Origin of the sequence: Clostridium sp., from assembly GCF_036660475.1 — a bacterium.
Classification (GTDB): Bacteria; Bacillota; Clostridia; order Clostridiales; family Clostridiaceae; genus Clostridium_J.
The window spans coordinates 149,600-168,399 of record NZ_JAVXAO010000009.1 but is presented as its reverse complement, the minus strand read 5'-3'; the positions used below and the strand labels follow the sequence as shown (position 1 = coordinate 168,399).

General features: G+C 31.5%; 19 protein-coding genes. All 19 read left to right on the top strand.

The window, feature by feature from the left end; translation table 11 throughout:
* Positions 1-4 precede the first annotated feature (4 nt).
* Positions 5-1,192, top strand: a complete 1,188-nt coding sequence (gene dapG, locus RSA29_RS13270; protein WP_346944321.1) for an aspartate kinase — start codon at positions 5-7, stop codon at positions 1,190-1,192.
* Between the two features lie 53 nt (positions 1,193-1,245).
* Entirely contained in the window at positions 1,246-2,052 is an 807-nt protein-coding gene (locus tag RSA29_RS13265; RefSeq protein WP_346944322.1) for an ATP-dependent Clp protease proteolytic subunit, read from the top strand.
* A gap of 285 nt (positions 2,053-2,337) precedes the next feature.
* Entirely contained in the window at positions 2,338-4,635 is a 2,298-nt protein-coding gene (locus tag RSA29_RS13260; RefSeq protein ID WP_346944323.1) for a DNA translocase FtsK 4TM domain-containing protein, read from the top strand.
* A gap of 89 nt (positions 4,636-4,724) precedes the next feature.
* Positions 4,725-6,044, top strand: a complete 1,320-nt coding sequence (rimO, locus tag RSA29_RS13255) for a 30S ribosomal protein S12 methylthiotransferase RimO (RefSeq protein ID WP_346944324.1) — start codon at positions 4,725-4,727, stop codon at positions 6,042-6,044.
* A gap of 95 nt (positions 6,045-6,139) precedes the next feature.
* Positions 6,140-6,682 carry a CDP-diacylglycerol--glycerol-3-phosphate 3-phosphatidyltransferase gene (gene pgsA / locus RSA29_RS13250; RefSeq protein WP_346931850.1) on the top strand — a complete coding sequence of 181 codons (543 nt, stop codon included), beginning with the start codon at positions 6,140-6,142 and terminating at the stop codon, positions 6,680-6,682.
* 163 nt (positions 6,683-6,845) lie between these two features.
* A complete protein-coding gene (gene recA, locus RSA29_RS13245; protein WP_346931851.1) occupies positions 6,846-7,877 on the top strand; it encodes a recombinase RecA in 1,032 nt (343 codons plus the stop codon).
* 441 nt (positions 7,878-8,318) lie between these two features.
* Positions 8,319-9,872: a ribonuclease Y gene (gene rny, locus RSA29_RS13240; RefSeq protein WP_346931852.1), complete on the top strand. Its 1,554-nt coding sequence runs from the start codon at positions 8,319-8,321 to the stop codon at positions 9,870-9,872.
* Between the two features lie 208 nt (positions 9,873-10,080).
* A complete protein-coding gene (locus tag RSA29_RS13235) occupies positions 10,081-10,341 on the top strand; it encodes a stage V sporulation protein S (protein WP_346931853.1) in 261 nt (86 codons plus the stop codon).
* A 312-nt stretch (positions 10,342-10,653) separates the two neighbouring features.
* Entirely contained in the window at positions 10,654-11,847 is a 1,194-nt protein-coding gene (locus tag RSA29_RS13230) for a pyridoxal phosphate-dependent aminotransferase (RefSeq protein WP_346943909.1), read from the top strand.
* 25 nt (positions 11,848-11,872) lie between these two features.
* Positions 11,873-12,127: an HPr family phosphocarrier protein gene (locus RSA29_RS13225; RefSeq protein WP_346931855.1), complete on the top strand. Its 255-nt coding sequence runs from the start codon at positions 11,873-11,875 to the stop codon at positions 12,125-12,127.
* A 52-nt stretch (positions 12,128-12,179) separates the two neighbouring features.
* Positions 12,180-13,154: a tyrosine-type recombinase/integrase gene (locus RSA29_RS13220; protein ID WP_346943908.1), complete on the top strand. Its 975-nt coding sequence runs from the start codon at positions 12,180-12,182 to the stop codon at positions 13,152-13,154.
* A gap of 66 nt (positions 13,155-13,220) precedes the next feature.
* Positions 13,221-13,694 carry a hypothetical protein gene (locus tag RSA29_RS13215; protein WP_346943907.1) on the top strand — a complete coding sequence of 158 codons (474 nt, stop codon included), beginning with the start codon at positions 13,221-13,223 and terminating at the stop codon, positions 13,692-13,694.
* Positions 13,695-13,905: 211 nt separating this feature from the next.
* A complete protein-coding gene (locus tag RSA29_RS13210) occupies positions 13,906-14,658 on the top strand; it encodes a hypothetical protein (RefSeq protein ID WP_346943906.1) in 753 nt (250 codons plus the stop codon).
* Between the two features lie 216 nt (positions 14,659-14,874).
* Complete coding sequence (locus tag RSA29_RS13205; protein WP_346931859.1) at positions 14,875-15,135, top strand: DUF4321 domain-containing protein; 261 nt, start codon at positions 14,875-14,877, stop codon at positions 15,133-15,135.
* A gap of 9 nt (positions 15,136-15,144) precedes the next feature.
* The gene (locus RSA29_RS13200; protein ID WP_346943905.1) at positions 15,145-15,723 is read left to right on the top strand and encodes a Maf-like protein; all 579 of its coding nucleotides are present in this window, start codon (positions 15,145-15,147) and stop codon (positions 15,721-15,723) included.
* A gap of 11 nt (positions 15,724-15,734) precedes the next feature.
* Entirely contained in the window at positions 15,735-16,421 is a 687-nt protein-coding gene (gene radC, locus RSA29_RS13195; RefSeq protein ID WP_346943904.1) for a DNA repair protein RadC, read from the top strand.
* A gap of 20 nt (positions 16,422-16,441) precedes the next feature.
* Positions 16,442-17,449, top strand: coding sequence for a rod shape-determining protein (locus RSA29_RS13190; RefSeq protein WP_346943903.1), 1,008 nt, complete (start codon positions 16,442-16,444; stop codon positions 17,447-17,449).
* A gap of 2 nt (positions 17,450-17,451) precedes the next feature.
* The gene (gene mreC / locus RSA29_RS13185; protein ID WP_346931863.1) at positions 17,452-18,297 is read left to right on the top strand and encodes a rod shape-determining protein MreC; all 846 of its coding nucleotides are present in this window, start codon (positions 17,452-17,454) and stop codon (positions 18,295-18,297) included.
* Entirely contained in the window at positions 18,284-18,799 is a 516-nt protein-coding gene (gene mreD, locus RSA29_RS13180) for a rod shape-determining protein MreD (protein WP_346943902.1), read from the top strand. The genes mreC and mreD overlap by 14 nt, the downstream gene beginning before the upstream one ends.
* Position 18,800: the final 1 nt, after the last annotated feature.

Genomic DNA, 18,800 nt, shown 5'->3' with positions numbered 1-18,800 from the left:
AAATATGGATATAGTCGTTCAGAAATTTGGTGGTACATCAGTATCTAGTGATGAAAATAGAAAATTGGTTGTAAAAAAGATAAAATGTTCTATAGATGAAGGTTACAATACGGTTGTGGTAGTATCTGCAATGGGTAGAAAAGGTTCTCCATATGCAACGGACACATTACTTTCTTTGGTTGAGGATGAGTTTAAATTAAATAATCCTAGAGGATTAGATTTACTTATGTCTTGTGGGGAAACTCTAAGTACAGTTGTAATGTGTAATAATTTATTGAAGGAAGGTATTCAGGCGGTTCCATTAATGGGTGGAGAGGCAGGAATAAAAACCGATGATAATTTTAATAATGCGTCTATACTAGAAGTGGATACTAAAAATATTTTAAAGATATTAGCTGATGGCAAAGTTCCAGTGGTAGCAGGGTTTCAAGGAATAAGCACTAGTGGTAGTATAACAACTATTGGTAGAGGTGGAAGTGATGTTACGGGTGCTATATTAGGTGCTGCGCTAAAGGCTAGAGAGGTTCAAATATATACTGATGTAGATGGAATTATGACTGCTGATCCAAGAATAGTTTCAGATGCTTCTTTAATTGAGAATATTAGTTATGATGAGGTATTTCAATTTGCAGACCAGGGTGCTAAGGTAATACATCCTAGAGCAGTAGAAATTTCAAGAAAGTACAATATACCACTAGTTATAAAGAATACTTTAAGTGATTGTGACGGAACTACGATTTCTATTAGTGGAGATGAAAATTCAAGAATTATAACGGGGATAACCCATATTGATGATAGAGTTCAAATAAAAATCAGTAGTGACTCAAATAAACATTGCAATAAGGTTCTCCATACTTTGGCTGAAGAAGGCATAAGTATTGACTTAATAAGTGTTTTTATTAAAGACCAGATTTTTACTATTAGCAAGTATGATTTGGAAAAGTTTAAAAACATAGTATCTAAGTTAGATATTAAATGTGAGTACACAGAAAACTGTAGTAAAATTTCGATAATTGGATCAAAGATGAGAGGCATTCCAGGGGTGATGTCCAGGATTTTAAAAGCACTAGAAGATGGCCATGTAGATGTACTTCAAACTGCAGACTCACATACAACAATTTGGTGTCTTGTAGAAAGTGACAAGGTAAAGAGTGCCATTAACCTTTTACACAATGAATTTAATTTAGGATAGTATATTAACACCTTCTAATGCACAAAATAAAGTGAATTGGGAGGTGTTGTTTTATGGCAAAAGTACAAAAAAAAAATAAAGATAGAAATAAGAAAGATAAAGAAAGTAAAGAAAAAATTATTATAAATGAAGATGTAGAAGATGATAAAGAAGATGATGAAAATTCGGAAGGTGCAAGCGAAGAGGTTGCAAATCTCAAAGAAATAGGTGTAATGTCTGTAGCTAAGGCTGACGATAGAATACAGGTAATACCAATAATAGGGCAAATAGAAGGGCATAATATATCGAACAATCAAACAAAATCTACTAAATATGAGTTGATTATTCCACAGCTTATAGCTATAGAAAGAGATGATAAGGTAAAGGGTGTACTAATAATATTGAATACTGCAGGAGGGGATGTAGAGGCTGGTCTTGCCATTGCAGAAATGATAACAAGTCTTAGCAAACCTACAGTATCTATTGTTATAGGAGGAGGGCATTCTATTGGAGTACCGTTGGCAACTTCATCGGATTACTCATTCATAACTCCATCTGCAACTATGATAGTTCATCCAATAAGAATGAATGGTTTTGTTATTGGTGTATCTCAGACTTTCGAATATTTCAAGAAAATGCAAGAAAGAATTGTGGAGTTTGTAGTTAGAACCTCCAAGATAGATGCAGAACAGTTTAGAAAATTAATGAGTCAAACAGATGAGCTATTAAATGATATAGGTACCATATTAATAGGTGATCAGGCGGTAGAATGTGGACTTATTGATGAAATAGGTGGTATTAGAGAAGCTTTAGATAAATTGGAAGAGTTAATAAAAGAAAATTCAGATGAAGATGTAGAAATTAAGGGTGGAAAAAAATAGTAACATAATACTGAGTTATAACTGTGAACATGAATTTCGTGTTCACAGTTTTTATTTGTTATACTTAATATAAGTCTAATTAGATGATTAGTATTTATAAGCTATTTAAAATTTAAAGTCTAAATTTGAATTTTAAACCTTAAATTTTAAACCTTAAATTTTGAATTCTAAATTTAAACAAATAAATGAAAAATAATTTGAAATATAGGTTCATTTCAATGTACAATATAGAGTGATGACTAAAATATATGTTTTGAGGGTTAAGAATTAATTGGAGGAGATGGAATGGCGATAGATAAAAAGGGTTTAAAGAATAAAAAGACTACTAAATCAAACTCTAAGAATAAAATTGATAAATCTAAAGTTTCGGGGAAAGATAAATTATTTGATTTTACAGGAATTATACTTATAACATTAGGTGTGTTAATATTTTTGGCGTTATTATCAGTACTAGTTTCAGATCCTACATCAGTTTCAGGGGATATGGGCGTATTTTTAAATAAAACATTCATTGGATTATTTGGGATAGGGGCGTATGTATTACCTTTTATTCTGATATTTATGGGTATAAACTATATAAAATCAAGTAGATATCTTGAGTTGAATAAAAGAACTATAGGTGTTATTATTTTTCTTATTACAACTATGCTATTTTTAGAGATGGTTGTCCTTCCTTTGTATTATGAAAAAGGGTATATGGCAAGTGCAATTATTGCGCAATTTAAAAGTGATTCTATAGTTCATGGGGGAATTATAGCATTAGTTTTTACAGTGCCTCTTTATTTGTTTCTTGGTAAAATAGGAAGTTATATTATATTTTTATCTTTATATATAATTTCGTTAGTTTTAATTAATAATATTACTATAAAAGAATTATTTACCTTTGAAAAAATTAAAGATAAGGATAGGAAACATAGTAAGAATGAAAAAAACATTACAATTGATGAGTCTGCTACACTGGTTTCAGTGGATGCGCTTTCAATGGAAGATGTGAAAAATAATGAATCCAAAATAAAAATAATTGACTTTATGAAGTTGGATGAAGATGAGGGTGTTAAAGAATCAGAGAGTAAAAAAAGTCCAGATAGAAATAGCAAGAAAACCAATGTTCAGGAGAATATAATTAATATTGATATTCCGATTGGAGATAATGGTAAAATATATACTTATGAACATCCAACTCCTGAATTGCTTCATAAAAATGTTAATAATGTTTCAAAAAGTGGAGATAAAAAGGAGTTACTTAACAGTGCAAATAAGCTTCAAGAAACACTAGGGAGTTTTGGGGTAGAGGCTAATGTAATACAAGTTACGAAGGGGCCATCTGTTACGAGATTTGAACTTCAACCAAGTGTAGGAGTTAAGGTTAGTAAGATAGTAAATTTAGCAGATGATATTGCGCTAAATTTAGCGGCTTCAGGTGTTAGGATAGAAGCACCTATACCTGGTAAGGCTGCGGTAGGGATTGAGGTTCCTAATAAGGAATTATCTGCAGTATTTTTAAGAGAAGTTATAGAAAGTGAAGAGTTTTCAGCTAGTAAGAAAAATTTAGCGTTTTCACTTGGAAAAGATATTGCAGGAAATTGTGTTGTAGGGGATTTAACAAAGATGCCACACTTATTAATAGCAGGAGCCACGGGATCGGGTAAAAGTGTGTGTATAAATACCCTTTTAATGAGTCTGCTATATAAGTATACACCTCAACAGGTTAAGTTACTATTAATAGATCCTAAAGTGGTAGAGCTTAATATTTATAATGGGATACCACATCTTTTAATTCCGGTAGTTACAGATCCAAAGAAGGCTGCTGGAGCTTTAAATTGGGCAGTTAATGAAATGACAAGAAGATATAAGCTGTTTGCAGATAATAATGTGAGAAATATAGAAGGCTATAATGATTTTGCAGATAAGGGGATAATAGATGAAAAACTTCCGTGGATAGTAATAATAATTGATGAGCTTGCTGATTTAATGATGGTGTGTGCAAATGAAGTAGAAGAGTATATAGGTAGACTTGCGCAAATGGCAAGAGCAGCTGGAATGCATTTAGTAATTGCAACTCAAAGACCTTCTGTAGATGTAATTACAGGGGTGATTAAAGCTAACATACCATCTAGGATATCATTTGCAGTTTCAAGTCAGATAGATTCAAGGACAATTTTGGATTCATCAGGTGCAGAAAAGTTATTAGGGAAAGGTGATATGTTATATTATCCAGTTGGTGAATCTAAGCCATTGAGAATCCAAGGGGCATTTGTATCTGAGGAGGAAGTTGAGCGTGTTGTTGAATTTGTTCGTAACGGAACTAAAGAAATTCATTACAGAACAGAGATAATTGAAGAAATAGAAAACAGTGTAACAAAGTCTAAAGGTAGTGATGGATGTGATGAACTCATAGATGAAGCTATACAAATAGTTCAAGAGTCGGGTCAAGCTTCAACATCACTGTTGCAGAGAAGGCTTAAAATAGGTTATAATAGAGCGGCTAGAATTATAGACGAAATGGAAGCAGAAGGAATTGTATCAGCAAAAAATGGTAGTAAGCCAAGACAAGTTCTTGGAAGAGAGGACTCAAGCAGATAATGGGTGGCATGGTAAATGCTACAATAACAAATTTAGGAAGTAGTAAGTGCATATTATGTAGTTACTAAGACAACATAGGAGGATAATTAGTGGAAAAGTTAAAATTTGGTGTGATAAATTTAGGTTGTGACAAGAATAGAATCGATGCAGAAATAATAATAGATAGTTTGAAAAGAAAGTATGAAGTTGTTAGTGATGAAAACAATGCAGATATATTACTTATAAATACATGTGGATTTATAGAAACTTCTAAGCAAGAATCTATAGATACTATACTTGAAATGTCAAAATATAAAGAAGGAAAATGTAAAGTGTTGATAGCTACGGGTTGTTTAACTCAAAGGTATGGAAGTGATCTTTTAGAACTTATACCTGAACTTGATATAATTTTAGGTGTTAATGACTATGATAAATTACATCAATGTATTGAGAAGTCATTAGAATTTGGAGAAAAGAGTTGTATAACGAGCTATAGTGATACCAATATAAATATAGGGAAAAGAGAAGTTACCACAGGTGGGACTACTGCATATTTAAGGATATCGGAAGGTTGCAATAATGTATGTGCATATTGTGCCATACCTAAGATTAGAGGTAGATATAGAAGTAGGGAGATGGAAGACATTCTAAAGGAAGCTAAGGAGCTTGCTTTAAATGGATATAAAGAAATAATAATAGTAGCACAAGATACAACTAATTATGGAGTAGATTTATATGGTGAGAAGACTTTGCATATACTCCTAAAGGAATTAGGTAAGATTAATAGTATAAAATGGATAAGACTTCTTTATTGTTATGCAGAAGAGTTAACGGATGCAGTTATTAATGAAATGGCTAACAATGACAAGGTGTGTAAATATATAGATATTCCGATTCAACATATTAGTGATGATGTGTTAAAGTCGATGAGAAGAAAAGGTAGAAAAAAAGTAATAGTTGAAAATATAAAGAAACTTAGAGCGGCAATGCCAAACATAACAATAAGAACAACTTTAATTGTCGGGTTTCCTGGTGAAACAGAAGAAGACTTCAACGAGTTATTGGATTTTGTAAAAGATACTAAATTTGATAAACTAGGTGTATTTACTTATTCTCAAGAAGACGGAACAGTAGCAGCTGAGATGGAATCACAAATAGATGAGGACGTTAAAGTGCAAAGACGTGATACAATAATGATGGTACAGCAAAATATATCGGCTGAAATAAATAAAAGAAAAATAGGAAAAATTTACGATATATTAGTTGAGAGTAAAGAAAAAAGTGTTTATTGTGGAAGAAGTTATGAAATGGCACCAGAAATTGATGGTGAAATTTATGTTAAATGTGATAATATAAGAATAGGAAGTTTTATTACTGTTAAAATAACAGATTCCTTAGAATATGACCTAAAAGCTACTGTTGTTAAGTAGTAGTTTAAGGTAAAATTAATTAAGACGCTTAATAAAATTTCTATATCCATAATTACTACAATGTAGTAAAAATTCGAGAATGGGAGATGTTAAGGATGAATCTTGCAAATAAACTTACTGTACTAAGAATGATATTAGTTCCAGTGTTTTTAATCAGTGCTATGATAAATACAGTTCCTGCAGATGTTATTGCATTAATAATATTTATAGTAGCTTCAATAACTGATAAATTAGATGGATATATAGCAAGAAGTAAAAATCAGATAACTAACTTTGGGAAGTTTATGGACCCTTTAGCAGATAAACTTTTGGTAACTTGTGCACTTGTTCTGCTTGTAGAAAAAGGAATAATACCGGCTTGGGTTGTAGTGATAATTATTTCTAGAGAATTTGTAGTTTCTGGACTGAGAACATTAGCGGCATCTCAAGGAGTTGTAATAGCTGCTAGTAATTGGGGGAAGCTAAAAACTGCTATTCAAATGGTAGCAATAATTATGGGGTTATTACTTAGTGTATACAGCCCAGAGTGGTTGAAAATTGTTACTAATATTGCAATATACTTATCTGCTGTTATTACAGTGATATCGGGAATAGATTATTTTGTGAAGAGTAAAAATGTTATAAATGTTAAAGAATAGTGTTTAGAAACTGTAAATATGTTAAAAATGGTAAAGAGTTCCTTAAAAAGAAATTTAAAGGGGCTCTTTGCTATAACACTTGACCAAATAGAATAATTCATATATAATAAAAGAATAAGAACTGTTGTTCGTGGTGGAAGGATGTGAACCCTTAAGGGGAGTTATGAATAATGATAAATTAAAAGCATTGGAAGCGGCTATGAGTCAAATCGAAAAGCAATTTGGTAAAGGGTCAGTAATGAAATTGGGTGAAGAAAGTAAATTAAACATAGACTGTATTTCTACAGGATGTTTAGGGCTTGATATTGGACTTGGTATAGGTGGTGTTCCAAAAGGTAGAATAGTTGAGATTTATGGACCAGAATCATCAGGTAAAAGTACCGTTGCATTACATATGGTGGCTGAAGCTCAAAAAAGAGGCGGATGTGCAGCGTATATAGATGCAGAGCATGCTCTTGACCCAATATATGCAAAGGCATTAGGGGTAGATATAGATAATTTAATAGTGTCTCAACCGGATACTGGAGAGCAAGGACTTGAGATAACTGAAGCACTAGTTAGATCAGGAGCTGTTGATATAGTTGTTATTGACTCAGTAGCAGCACTAGTACCAAAGGCTGAAATTGAAGGTGAAATGGGAGACTCTCATGTAGGTCTTCAAGCAAGACTTATGTCTCAAGCACTTAGAAAACTTACAGGAGCTATAAATAAATCGCATTGTTCCACAATATTTATTAATCAGTTAAGAGAAAAAGTTGGAATTATGTTTGGAAATCCAGAAACTACTCCAGGTGGAAGAGCTTTAAAATTCTACGCTTCAGTAAGAATGGATGTAAGGAAAATTGATACAATTAAACAAGGTGATACTTTCCTAGGAAATAGAACAAGAGTAAAAATAACTAAAAATAAAGTTGCACCTCCATTTAAACAAGCAGAATTTGATATTATGTACGGAGAAGGAATATCAAAAGAAGGTGACATTCTAGATATAGCGGTTAAAGAGGAAATTGTTCAAAAAAGTGGAGCTTGGTTTGCTTATGGAGATGTAAGATTAGGCCAAGGTAGAGAAAATGCTAAAAACTTCTTTAAGGAAAACACAGAAATAAGAGATGAAATAGAAACTAAAATAAGAGAAAAATATAATCTTCCAATTTATGCCAATAAAAAGGTTAAGGAAGAAGTTAAGGAAAAGTAAAAAACTTATATGTGGACGCTGAATCTTAATAATTAGTTAATTTATTTAAAGTATGGTCTAGAAACATAAAAAAAGTTAGAAAAAGATAAATGATACTTCTATATTGAAGGATTATTTATCTTTTTTTATTTCATAATTAATGGGAAAAGTCGAATGGTGCACGTATTATAAATATATAACACAATATGTATAAAAATGTTTAATTAAACTGCATATATTATATGAAAATGTGGCAAAATACAAAAGAAAACTATAAAAATATCAATGTAAAGGGAAATTGTAGTATTTAGCAATAAACTTGACAATGATGATAAATTAATATAAAATGAATACAAATACTGGTTTAATATAATGAATAGGAATTGAATAGAATATGCACCTTTTCAAGCTTTCATTTTACTGCAAATAAATGTCATAAAAAAAGCAAAGGAGGTGTTGGTAATGCCTAATATAGGTCAAATTATTTTAATTATTGCGGTTGCTTTAATTATCTGTCTAGCGGGTATTTTTGTTTTAATTTATACGAGAAAAAACATATCTTTAGCCAATGTATCTAAGTCTGAGGAAGAAGCTAAAAAGATCATGGAGGAGGCTCAAAAAGAAGCTGAATCTAAGAAAAAAGAAGCTGTTCTTGAGGCTAAAGAAGAAGTTCATAGATTAAGAACTGATTTTGATAAAGAATCAAGAGAAAGAAGAAGTGAAGTTCAAAGATTGGAAAGAAGAGTTCTTCAGAAAGAAGAAACTTTAGATAAGAAGACACTTGCTATAGAGAAAAAAGAAGAAACACTGTCTAAAAAGCAACAAGATGTAGAAACCTTAGAAGCTGGAATACAAGATTTGTACAACGGTGTGAGGCTAGAGTTACAAAGAGTTGCTGGATTAACTTCAGATGAAGCTAAACAAATACTATTAGATGAAGTTAAAAGAGAAATTAAGCATGAAACTGCTATTATGATTAAAGACGTAGAGTCAAAAGCAAAAGAAGAGGCTGATAAAAAGGCTAGGGAAATAATAACATATGCTATACAGAGATGTGCAGCAGATCATGTGGCTGAATCGACAGTACACGTGGTATCTCTTCCTAATGATGAAATGAAGGGAAGAATAATAGGGCGTGAAGGTAGAAATATCAGAGCACTTGAAACGTTAACAGGAGTAGATTTAATTATAGATGATACTCCAGAAGCAGTAATTCTTTCAGCATTTGATCCTATTAGAAGAGAGGTAGCTAAAATTGCCTTAGAAAAACTAATAGTTGATGGAAGAATACATCCAGCAAGAATTGAAGAAATGGTTGAAAAAGCAAAAAAAGATGTTGAAAATGACATAAGGGAAGAAGGGGAACAGGCCACTTTTGAAACTGGTATTCACGGATTACATGTGGAGATAATCAGGCTTTTAGGTAGGCTGAAATATAGAACTAGTTATGGTCAAAATGTACTAAAACATTCTATAGAAGTTTCTTATTTAGCGGGAGTTATGGCATCAGAGCTTGGGATAGATCCAACACTTGCAAAAAGATGTGGATTGTTACATGATATTGGAAAAGCTGTAGATCATGAAGTCGAAGGACCTCATGCACTTATTGGTGCAGAAATAGCTAAAAAATGTCATGAATCTTCAATAGTAGTAAATGCTATAGGGGCTCATCATGGCGATATGGAGTATGGATCACTAGAGGCAATACTTGTTCAAGCGGCAGATGCAATATCAGCAGCTAGACCGGGTGCTAGAAGAGAAACTCTTGAAGCTTACATTAAAAGGTTAGAAAAGTTAGAAGAAATCGCAAATTCTTATGAATGTGTAGAAAAGTCATATGCAATTCAAGCCGGAAGAGAAATTAGAATTATGATTAAACCAGAAGATATTAATGATGCAGGAGCAGTTGAAGTAGCGAGGGATATTGTTAAGAGAATCGAAGATGAACTTGAATATCCGGGTCAAATAAAGGTTAATGTTATCAGAGAAACGAGAGCAGTGGAATACGCAAAGTAAAATTAGGTAATTAAAAAGTAAGCCTCCTATTGAAATAGGAGGCTTTATTAGTGCGTAAATATTAATAAATATGGTTTAGGATTTATTCTAACTTAAAATATAAAGTGAGAATAAAAGGAATTTTTTTAAAAATGTAGAAATATATATTGGTAACCATGGATAAGAAGTTAAAGTGTAAATAACTAATAGTAGTAGTAGGAGGGGTAATATGGAAGTATTAAAAGTTTCAGCAAAATCTAATCCAAATTCTGTAGCGGGAGCATTGGCAGGAGTTTTAAGACAAAATGGAGGAGCAGAAATTCAAGCAATAGGCGCAGGTGCTATAAATCAAGCGGTAAAAGCTGTAGCTATTGCAAGGGGGTTTGTAGCGCCAAGTGGAGTAGATTTGGTATGTATACCAGCTTTTACTGATGTAATGATTGATGGTGAAGAAAGAACAGCTATTAAGTTAATAGTTCAACCTAAATAACTAAATATTAAGAGGTAAAGGAAATATAAATCCTTTACCTCTTAATATTTAGTTAGGTACTGTGAGATGAAATCATTATAAGCTGTGTAGATTATAATGATATGATAAAATTACCATAAAATCTTTACACCGTTTACAATAAATGATATGATTTAATTATGAAACTTATCTTTCATAGATATCTGAAGTGAATCTTAAAATTCATTAAGATATGAGGAAGGGAAGATAAGTTGTAGTAGAATTGAAATTTCATATACTAGAAACGGGTGTTTTGAGGTATAAATAAAGAAATATTATTAGGGGGTATTTGTAATGATACTATCAGAAAAAGCAACAAAAATTGCACCGTCACTGACATTAGCTATTACAGCAAAAGCTAAAAAAATGAGATCCGAGGGTATTGATGTAATAGGATTTGGAGCCGGTGAACCGGATTTTAACACTCCAAAGAACATTCAGCAAGCAGCAATAAAAGCTATGGAGGCAGGTCAAACAAGATACACACCAGCTTCAGGAATAATTGAATTAAAAGAAGCAATTGTGAAGAAGTTTAAAAATGATAACAATTTAACTTATAAAACATCTCAAATAGTGATTTCAACAGGGGCAAAACAGTGTTTATCTAATATTTTTCAGGCTATATTGAACCCAGGTGATGAAGTATTAATTGGAGCACCATATTGGGTTAGCTATCCTGAACTTGTTCAATTAGCTGACGGAATTCCTACTTTTGTTGATACGGAGGAAAGTAATTCATTTAAATTAACTGTGGAAGCTTTAGAAAAGGCGGTTAATAAAAATACTAAGGCTATGATTTTGAATAGTCCTAATAATCCTACTGGTACAGCGTATACTAGAGAAGAATTAGAAAAAATTGCAGAGTTTGCTAAGAAAAATGATATAATAATAATATCTGATGAAATATATGAAAAACTTTTATATGGAGAAAATCTTCATATCTCTATAGCAAGTTTGTCAGAAGATGCTTATAATAGAACTGTAGTAATAAATGGAGTTTCAAAAGCTTATGCTATGACTGGTTGGAGAATTGGATACATAGCAGCTAGCGAAAAAATAACTGCATTAATGTCAAATATACAAAGCCATACTACATCAAATCCATGTTCTATATCTCAATATGCATCTGTAGAAGCATTAAATGGAGATCAAAGTGAAGTAGAAAAAATGAAAGTAGAGTTTGGTAAGAGAAGAGACTTTATGGTAGATAGAATTAACTCAATAAATAACTTATCATGTGTAAAGCCAGAAGGTGCATTCTATGTTATGGTTAATATATCTAAACTTATAAATAAAGAAGTTAATGGTAATGTAATTAAAGATTCTCTTGTATTTAGCGATTTGCTTTTAGAACAGGAAAAGGTCGCAGTAATACCAGGTATTGCTTTTGGGGTAAATGACTTTATTAGACTTTCATATGCTACATCTATAGATAACATAAAGAACGGATTAGACAGAATAGAAAGCTTTGTTAATGGCATAAAATAATATTCTCGTAAATGAGGTGAATAATATGCTAACAAAGGAATTAATTATTAACAATCCACAGGGACTTCATGCAAGGCCAGCCACATTGCTAGTACAAAAAGCTACAAATTTCAAATGCGAAGTAAATATAGAATGCAATGGTAAGTGTGCCAATGCAAAAAGCCTTATAGGAGTATTATCTTTAGGGGTTAACAAGGGATATACAGTAAAGTTAACAACAAATGGAACTGATGAAGAACTTGCACTTGAAGAGATAATGACTATAGTGGAAGGGTTATAATTGAAATAAAAGAGCTGCTTTTAGCAGTTCTTTTATTATATGGAGGAAAAGTATGAATGAAATATTGGTTTATGATAAAAAAGATATTTATATAGGTGGACAAAAGCATTTTATAGAATGTTTTTTAGAAATAAAGGGAGGTAAAAGTAAATATACATCAATTGGGTATGCGAGAGATATAAAAGATTTTTTCGGGACGGAAAATTTGTCTGATATAAGTTTAGAACATGTTAGAAGAGTAAACATATTTCATGTTCAAAAATTTATAATGGATTTACAAGCTATGGAGTTGTCGTCGGCAACTATAAATCGGAAGATATCTTCTCTCAGTGCTCTTTATAAATGGCTTATGAAGTACGAGGATAATTACAGCGACAAAAGAATAATAAAATTCAATCCTTTTGCAAATGTGAAAGAAGAAAAACCATCAATTACGAATAAAGTAACAGAGTTTTTAACTGAGGATGAGTGTAGAGAATTGTTAAGTAGCATAGATACTAGCACAATCTTGGGTTTGAGGAATAAAGCAATTATGGCATTAGCTTTAACTACTGCATTAAGAAAGTCAGAAATGATAAATATAAAAATTGGAAATATAAAAAAGTATGGAGAGTATGACATAATAGAGGTCACAAGAAAAGGGAATAAAGGAGATATGGTCAAGCTTCAACCGAAGGTGAAAATGCTAATAGAGGAATATATAGAAAGTACAAATAGAAGTGGCAAAGGTCATGATGATGAATATTTATTTATAGGTCATTCCACTAACAACAGAAATGGTGAAAAATTAAATCCGAGTACATTGAATTATATGATTAAAAAGGTGTGCAAGCAGTGTAACTTTGATAAAGTCCTTAAAGTGCATTCAACTAGACACACGGCGATAACTATAGCAATTACTCAGGGGGCTACAATAGAAAAGGTGAGGGAATTTGCAGCCCATAGAAGTATTGCTACAACTAATAGATATATACATTCAATAGATAAGCTTAAAGAAAATCCTGGAGATAATATAGACATTATTTGATTTTTAGTAATTTATTATAGTATAGGGGCATACATTTTATTGTAATATAAAAATGGGGGTATGTTCATGGCTTTTGATAATGAATACGAATTTGTACCATTAGCACCTATGACACATGAGTCTTTACCTAATGAAATGAAAGAGTTTATATCTATGTGTGGGATGATGGGAATAATGCCGAGAAATAATTTCGCCAATCCAATTGGAAGAGAGTTGGGAACATTTGTAGATGAAAAGTCTAGAAATGAAGAATCTTCCAAGGAAATATATGTAGACGAACAATATGAAGACGATGTTCAAAAATATATAGATGAGAGCGAAAAAATTATAACTAGAGAATCTAGAGAGAGTGGTGATGTGACAAACTCTTCTATGAGACAGAAGGAAGATGACTATATAAAAATAGATAGGGTATTAAGATCTATTGAAAGTAACAATTTAGGAATATTCAAATTTTTGGAGATTAATGGCATGCCTTATGATAAAGCTAGAAAGTTCATAAGAAGAATAGTCAGATTATCAGTTAAATATAGTGAATAAATTAGCTTTAATTTCAAGATAAATAGTTGTAAATTATAAGTGAAGACATTTGTCTTAGAAAACTAAAAATCGGCATGTTGTGTCGATTTTTTTTTGTATGCAAATACTTTGAAAAGGTAATATTTTGAGTGGTATATATATATAAATTAATAGGGGACTTCAACTTATAATTAAATAGATGTGGAAGTCGGTATTATTAAGGGGGGATAAAGTGAAGTACACAAGATACAATATAAAACCTAAGAAAAATAATGGTAATAATTTTCTCTTTTGTCTAGCAATAACCTTATTAATTGCATTATTATTAGGTACGTTTGTAGCTAAGGTTATATTGAAAAATTCTGGTAATTTTGGATTTGAGACGCCTAGTGATGAAGGACAAGTGGTTGGTGAACCATCTAAAAACAATAGCGATGGAGACGTTAGTAAGGGTGATAATCCTACAGCAGGTGAAGTGTCAATTTCGTCTTATGATTTTTATATATTGCAATGCGGAGTTTTTAAGGTTAAGGAAAATGCTTCGGAGCTTATGTCTAAGTTAGATGATATTGGAACACCATTTATAGGCGAAGAGGGAGAACTTTCGAAGGTTTGTTTTGGAATATATTCCAGTGGTAATATTGAAGGTGGAGTGGGGCTTTTAAAAGAAAAAAGTGTAAATAATACTAAGGTTACAATAAATATTCCACTAGAAGATGGATCAACGACTCAATTGTGTGAAATTATCGAAGGTCTTTTACAAATTGTAAATAAGGCTTCAGATAGTGGAGTTAAATCTATAAATACGGCAGATCTTAAAAAATGGACCTTAGAATTAAATGCTATTGAACCAACTATGAAAGAATATTCTTCTGTAACAGAAATGAAAGAATATATTAATACACTTTCGGATCAAGTTGATAAATCTAAAATACAAGATATATATAAGTTCGTTTATGGTAAGTTGATAAAATTTAAGAAATAAATTAGGATATAAAATATATATTTCTATAAAAGAATAAAATTATAAGGCTATTTGTGAACAATGAGTTACAAATAGCCTTAATTTATAAAAAAAGCTTAAAAAGTTTGTTATAGCCTTGTGTAAAAAAATATTAAATGTTAAACTATATTAGATATAAAATATAAGCATGAATGTTATGGTATATTGGAGATTTTGAATATACTGGGGGATATTTTTATGGGAAAAGTGTATAAAAGTGCTAAGGAATATGTGTTTATAATACTACTTGGCGCCATTTCCGGAAGTTTTATAGGCGAATTTTTAGGTAATACCTTTAATGGCTTAGAAATTTTAGGTAAGACATATTTTATAGGCTTAAAAAACCCTTTAGTTATTGATTTGAAGGTTTTAGAATTAACCTTTGGATTAGGGTTTGGGTTAAACTTAATGGCTATCATAGGAATAGTTTTAGCAATAGTATTATACAAAAAATTCTAGGAGGAAACTATGAAAATTGTGTTGGCATCGGCATCACCAAGAAGACAGGAACTATTAAAAAGAATTACGGAAAACTTTGAAATTAAAGTTAGTAATTTTGATGAAGATTCTTTAGAGTTTAATGGTGATATAGAGGATTATGTTTGTACCTTAGCAAAAGGAAAAGCTGAAAATGTATTGTTTGATAAAACTAATGATGAAAATATTATCATGGGATGTGACACTGTAGTATATTTAAAAGGTAAGATTTTTGGTAAACCTACAGATGATAAAGATGCCTTTGAAATGCTAAAAAAGCTTAGTGGGAATATACATAAAGTTTATTCTGGAATAGCTTTATTAAATAGCAAAACAAAGAAATGTGTTACCAAGAGTGTTTGTACTGAAGTTAAATTTATGGAAATCAGTGATGATATGATAATAAAGTATGTAAAATCAGGTCAATGTAATGGTAAGGCTGGAGCCTACGGAATACAGGATGATGCAGCAGTTTTTGTAGAGAAAATAGATGGTTGTTATTATAATGTAGTGGGATTACCTTTGAATACTGTATTTTTGTTATTGAGGGAGATGGGGGTAAATCTATAAAGGAGTTAGTTATGGAATACAAACTAAGAGTTAAAGATTTACCTAAAAATGAAAGACCCAGAGAAAAAATTCTCAGGTATGGAGCAGAATATCTGTCAAATTCAGAACTGTTAGCTTTAATATTAAGAACGGGCACGCGAGAAGATAATGTTCTAACCCTATGTGATAAATTGATATCCCATTGTGGTGGAATTAATGGACTTGCAAATCCTTCTATTACAGAGCTAAAAGTCGTGAAGGGTATCGGAGAAGCTAAAGCTACTCAGATTTTGGCGTTGGTGGAATTATCAACCAGATTTAATTCTTTTAAATCTGGGGAAGAATATAAAGTAACTAGCCCTAAGGATGCTGCCTTTTATATGATGGGTCAAATGAAAAGTTTAAAAAAAGAATATTTTAAGCTAATTATGCTAAATACTAAAAATGTAATTATATCAGTTAAGGATATTTCAATAGGAAACTTAAATAGTTCTATTGTTCATCCAAGAGAAGTTTTTATAGAGGCTATAAAACAAAGTAGTGCATCTGTAATACTATGTCATAATCATCCATCTGGAGACCCCACACCTAGCAATGAGGACATACTAATAACTAAAAGGTTAAAGGAATGTGGAACCATGCTTGGTATAGAGGTTTTGGATCATTTAATAATTGGAAATGAAGCTTATGTGAGTTTAAAAGAAAAAGGAATTGTATAGATTGAAAGGAGATGTTTTTTATGGGTTTATTCGGAAAAGCAAGAGACATGGGAATAGATTTAGGAACAGCAAATACATTAGTATATATTAAAGGTAAGGGTATCGTTTTAAGAGAGCCATCAGTTGTGGCTATAAATAAAAATACTGGTAAAGTTTTAGCGGTAGGTAACGAAGCTAAAAAAATGATTGGTAGAACACCAGGAAACATAGTAGCAATTAGACCAATGAAAGACGGAGTAATTGCAGATTTTGATGTTACAGAAAAAATGCTTAGACATTTTATAGAAAAAGTTGGAGCTAAAAATTCTTTCAAAAGTCCTAGAATAGTAGTTTGTTTCCCATCAGGAGTAACTGAAGTTGAGAAGAGAGCTATATACGAGGCTACTAAAAGTGCTGGAGCTAGAGAAGCGTATTTAATGGAAGAGCCAATGGCAGCAGCTATAGGTGCTGGGCTTCCAGTTAATGAACCTACTGGAAGTATGGTTGTAGACATCGGTGGAGGAACTACTGAAGTTGCAATTATATCTTTAGGTGGTATAGTTACAAGTATGTCATTAAGAGTTGCAGGGGATGAGTTAGATCAGGCAATAATAGCGTACATAAAAAAACAATATAATTTAATGATTGGTGAAAGAACTGCAGAAAATATAAAAATTGAACTAGGATCAGCTTATGATTTAGGTGAAGAGTCAGAAGTTATGCAAATCAGAGGAAGAGATTTAATAAGTGGACTTCCAAAGGTTGTTGAAATAAATGAAGCTGAAGTAAGAGAAGCATTAAAAGAACCTGTATACTCTATTATAGAATCAATTAAAACTACCCTAGAGAAAACACCACCAGAACTTGCAGCAGATATCATGGATAAAGGTATAATGCTTACAGGTGGAGGAGCTTTATTAAAGGGAATAGATGAACTAATAACCCACGAAACTCATATGCCGGTAAACATAGCAGAGATACCACTTGATTGTGTTGCTATTGGAGCTGGAAAAGCATTAGATAATGTAGATATTATTAGTAGAAGATAAATATGAAGATATTAAAAAATAAGCTGGCAGTAATAGTTATACTACTGTCAGTATGCTTTTTGGGGCTAATTGGTTATTCAGTTCAAAAAGACAAGATGTCCGTGGTGGGAGATAGTGTAGGTAGTGTGATAAACTCAGTTCAAGGAACGGTTTATAAATTGGGTAATAAGATAAAGGATTCTTTTGGGTTTATATTGAATATAAGTAATTTAAAAGAAGAAAATGATAATTTAAAAGAAGAAAATGAAAAATTGAAAATGAATAGTACTCAAAATGAACTTCTAAGAAAAGAAAATGACAGACTAAGAGATATGCTAAGTTTCGCTCAGATTAATAATGAGTACAATTATATAGGAACAGATATAGTTAGTGTAAGTGGAAATAATTTTCTGGATGGGTATGTAGTTAATAAGGGTGAAGATGATGGAATAAAAAAAGGTATGATTGCAATCGAGGGTGATGGTCTAGTTGGTCAGGTTACCAGTGTTGGTAGCAATTGGAGCATTGTTCAATCCCTTTGTAATGAAAATATTGCTGTAGCAGGATATGTGCTAAGTACTGAGGAAAGCAATGGCATAGTAAAAGGATACAAGGGAAATCAAGATAAATTTTTAGCTCAGATTATGGGTCTTTCTCTAACTTCGGAGATTAAAAAGGGAGATATGATTTTAACTTCTGGATTAGGAGGAATTTATCCAAAGGGAATAAAAATAGGTGAAGTTCTTGAGGTATCTGAGGATAGGGCCAAGGCCACTAAGAGTGCAATAGTAAAACCCATGGTAGACTTTAATAAAGTTGAACAGCTTATTATTATAGCACCAAAGGAAGATAGAGATGTTAAATATTGATATTAAAGCAAAGAAGGTAATATATTTATTCTTAATAATAATCACCCTTTTTATTTTGGATAACTCAATAGTGCCTTTTTTTGCAATAAATAATATATATCCAAGTAGTCTATTTGTATTTATGATTTGTTATTCCATTATAAATGGATATACAGAAGCTGTTATAGTTGGAGTATTTGTAGGGGCGTTACAGGATGTGTATTTTCTGAATGTAATAGGTATAAACATGCTAACAAACATGTTTATTTGTTTAATTGCAGCTAAAATTGGTAAAAATATTTTCAAAGAAAAATCTATTATTCCTATTGTCTCCACATTCCTATTAAGTATAATAAAGAGTATTGGAGTTTTTGGAATACTAATACTGTTAAATATTAGTAATAACTTTTTGAGTATAATTTTTTATAAAGCTATTTATGAGATGGTTATAGCCTTATTTATATATAAGATGATACTTAAATTTAGTGAGACGAAAACTATAAAAAAGGAATGGAGATTCTAAT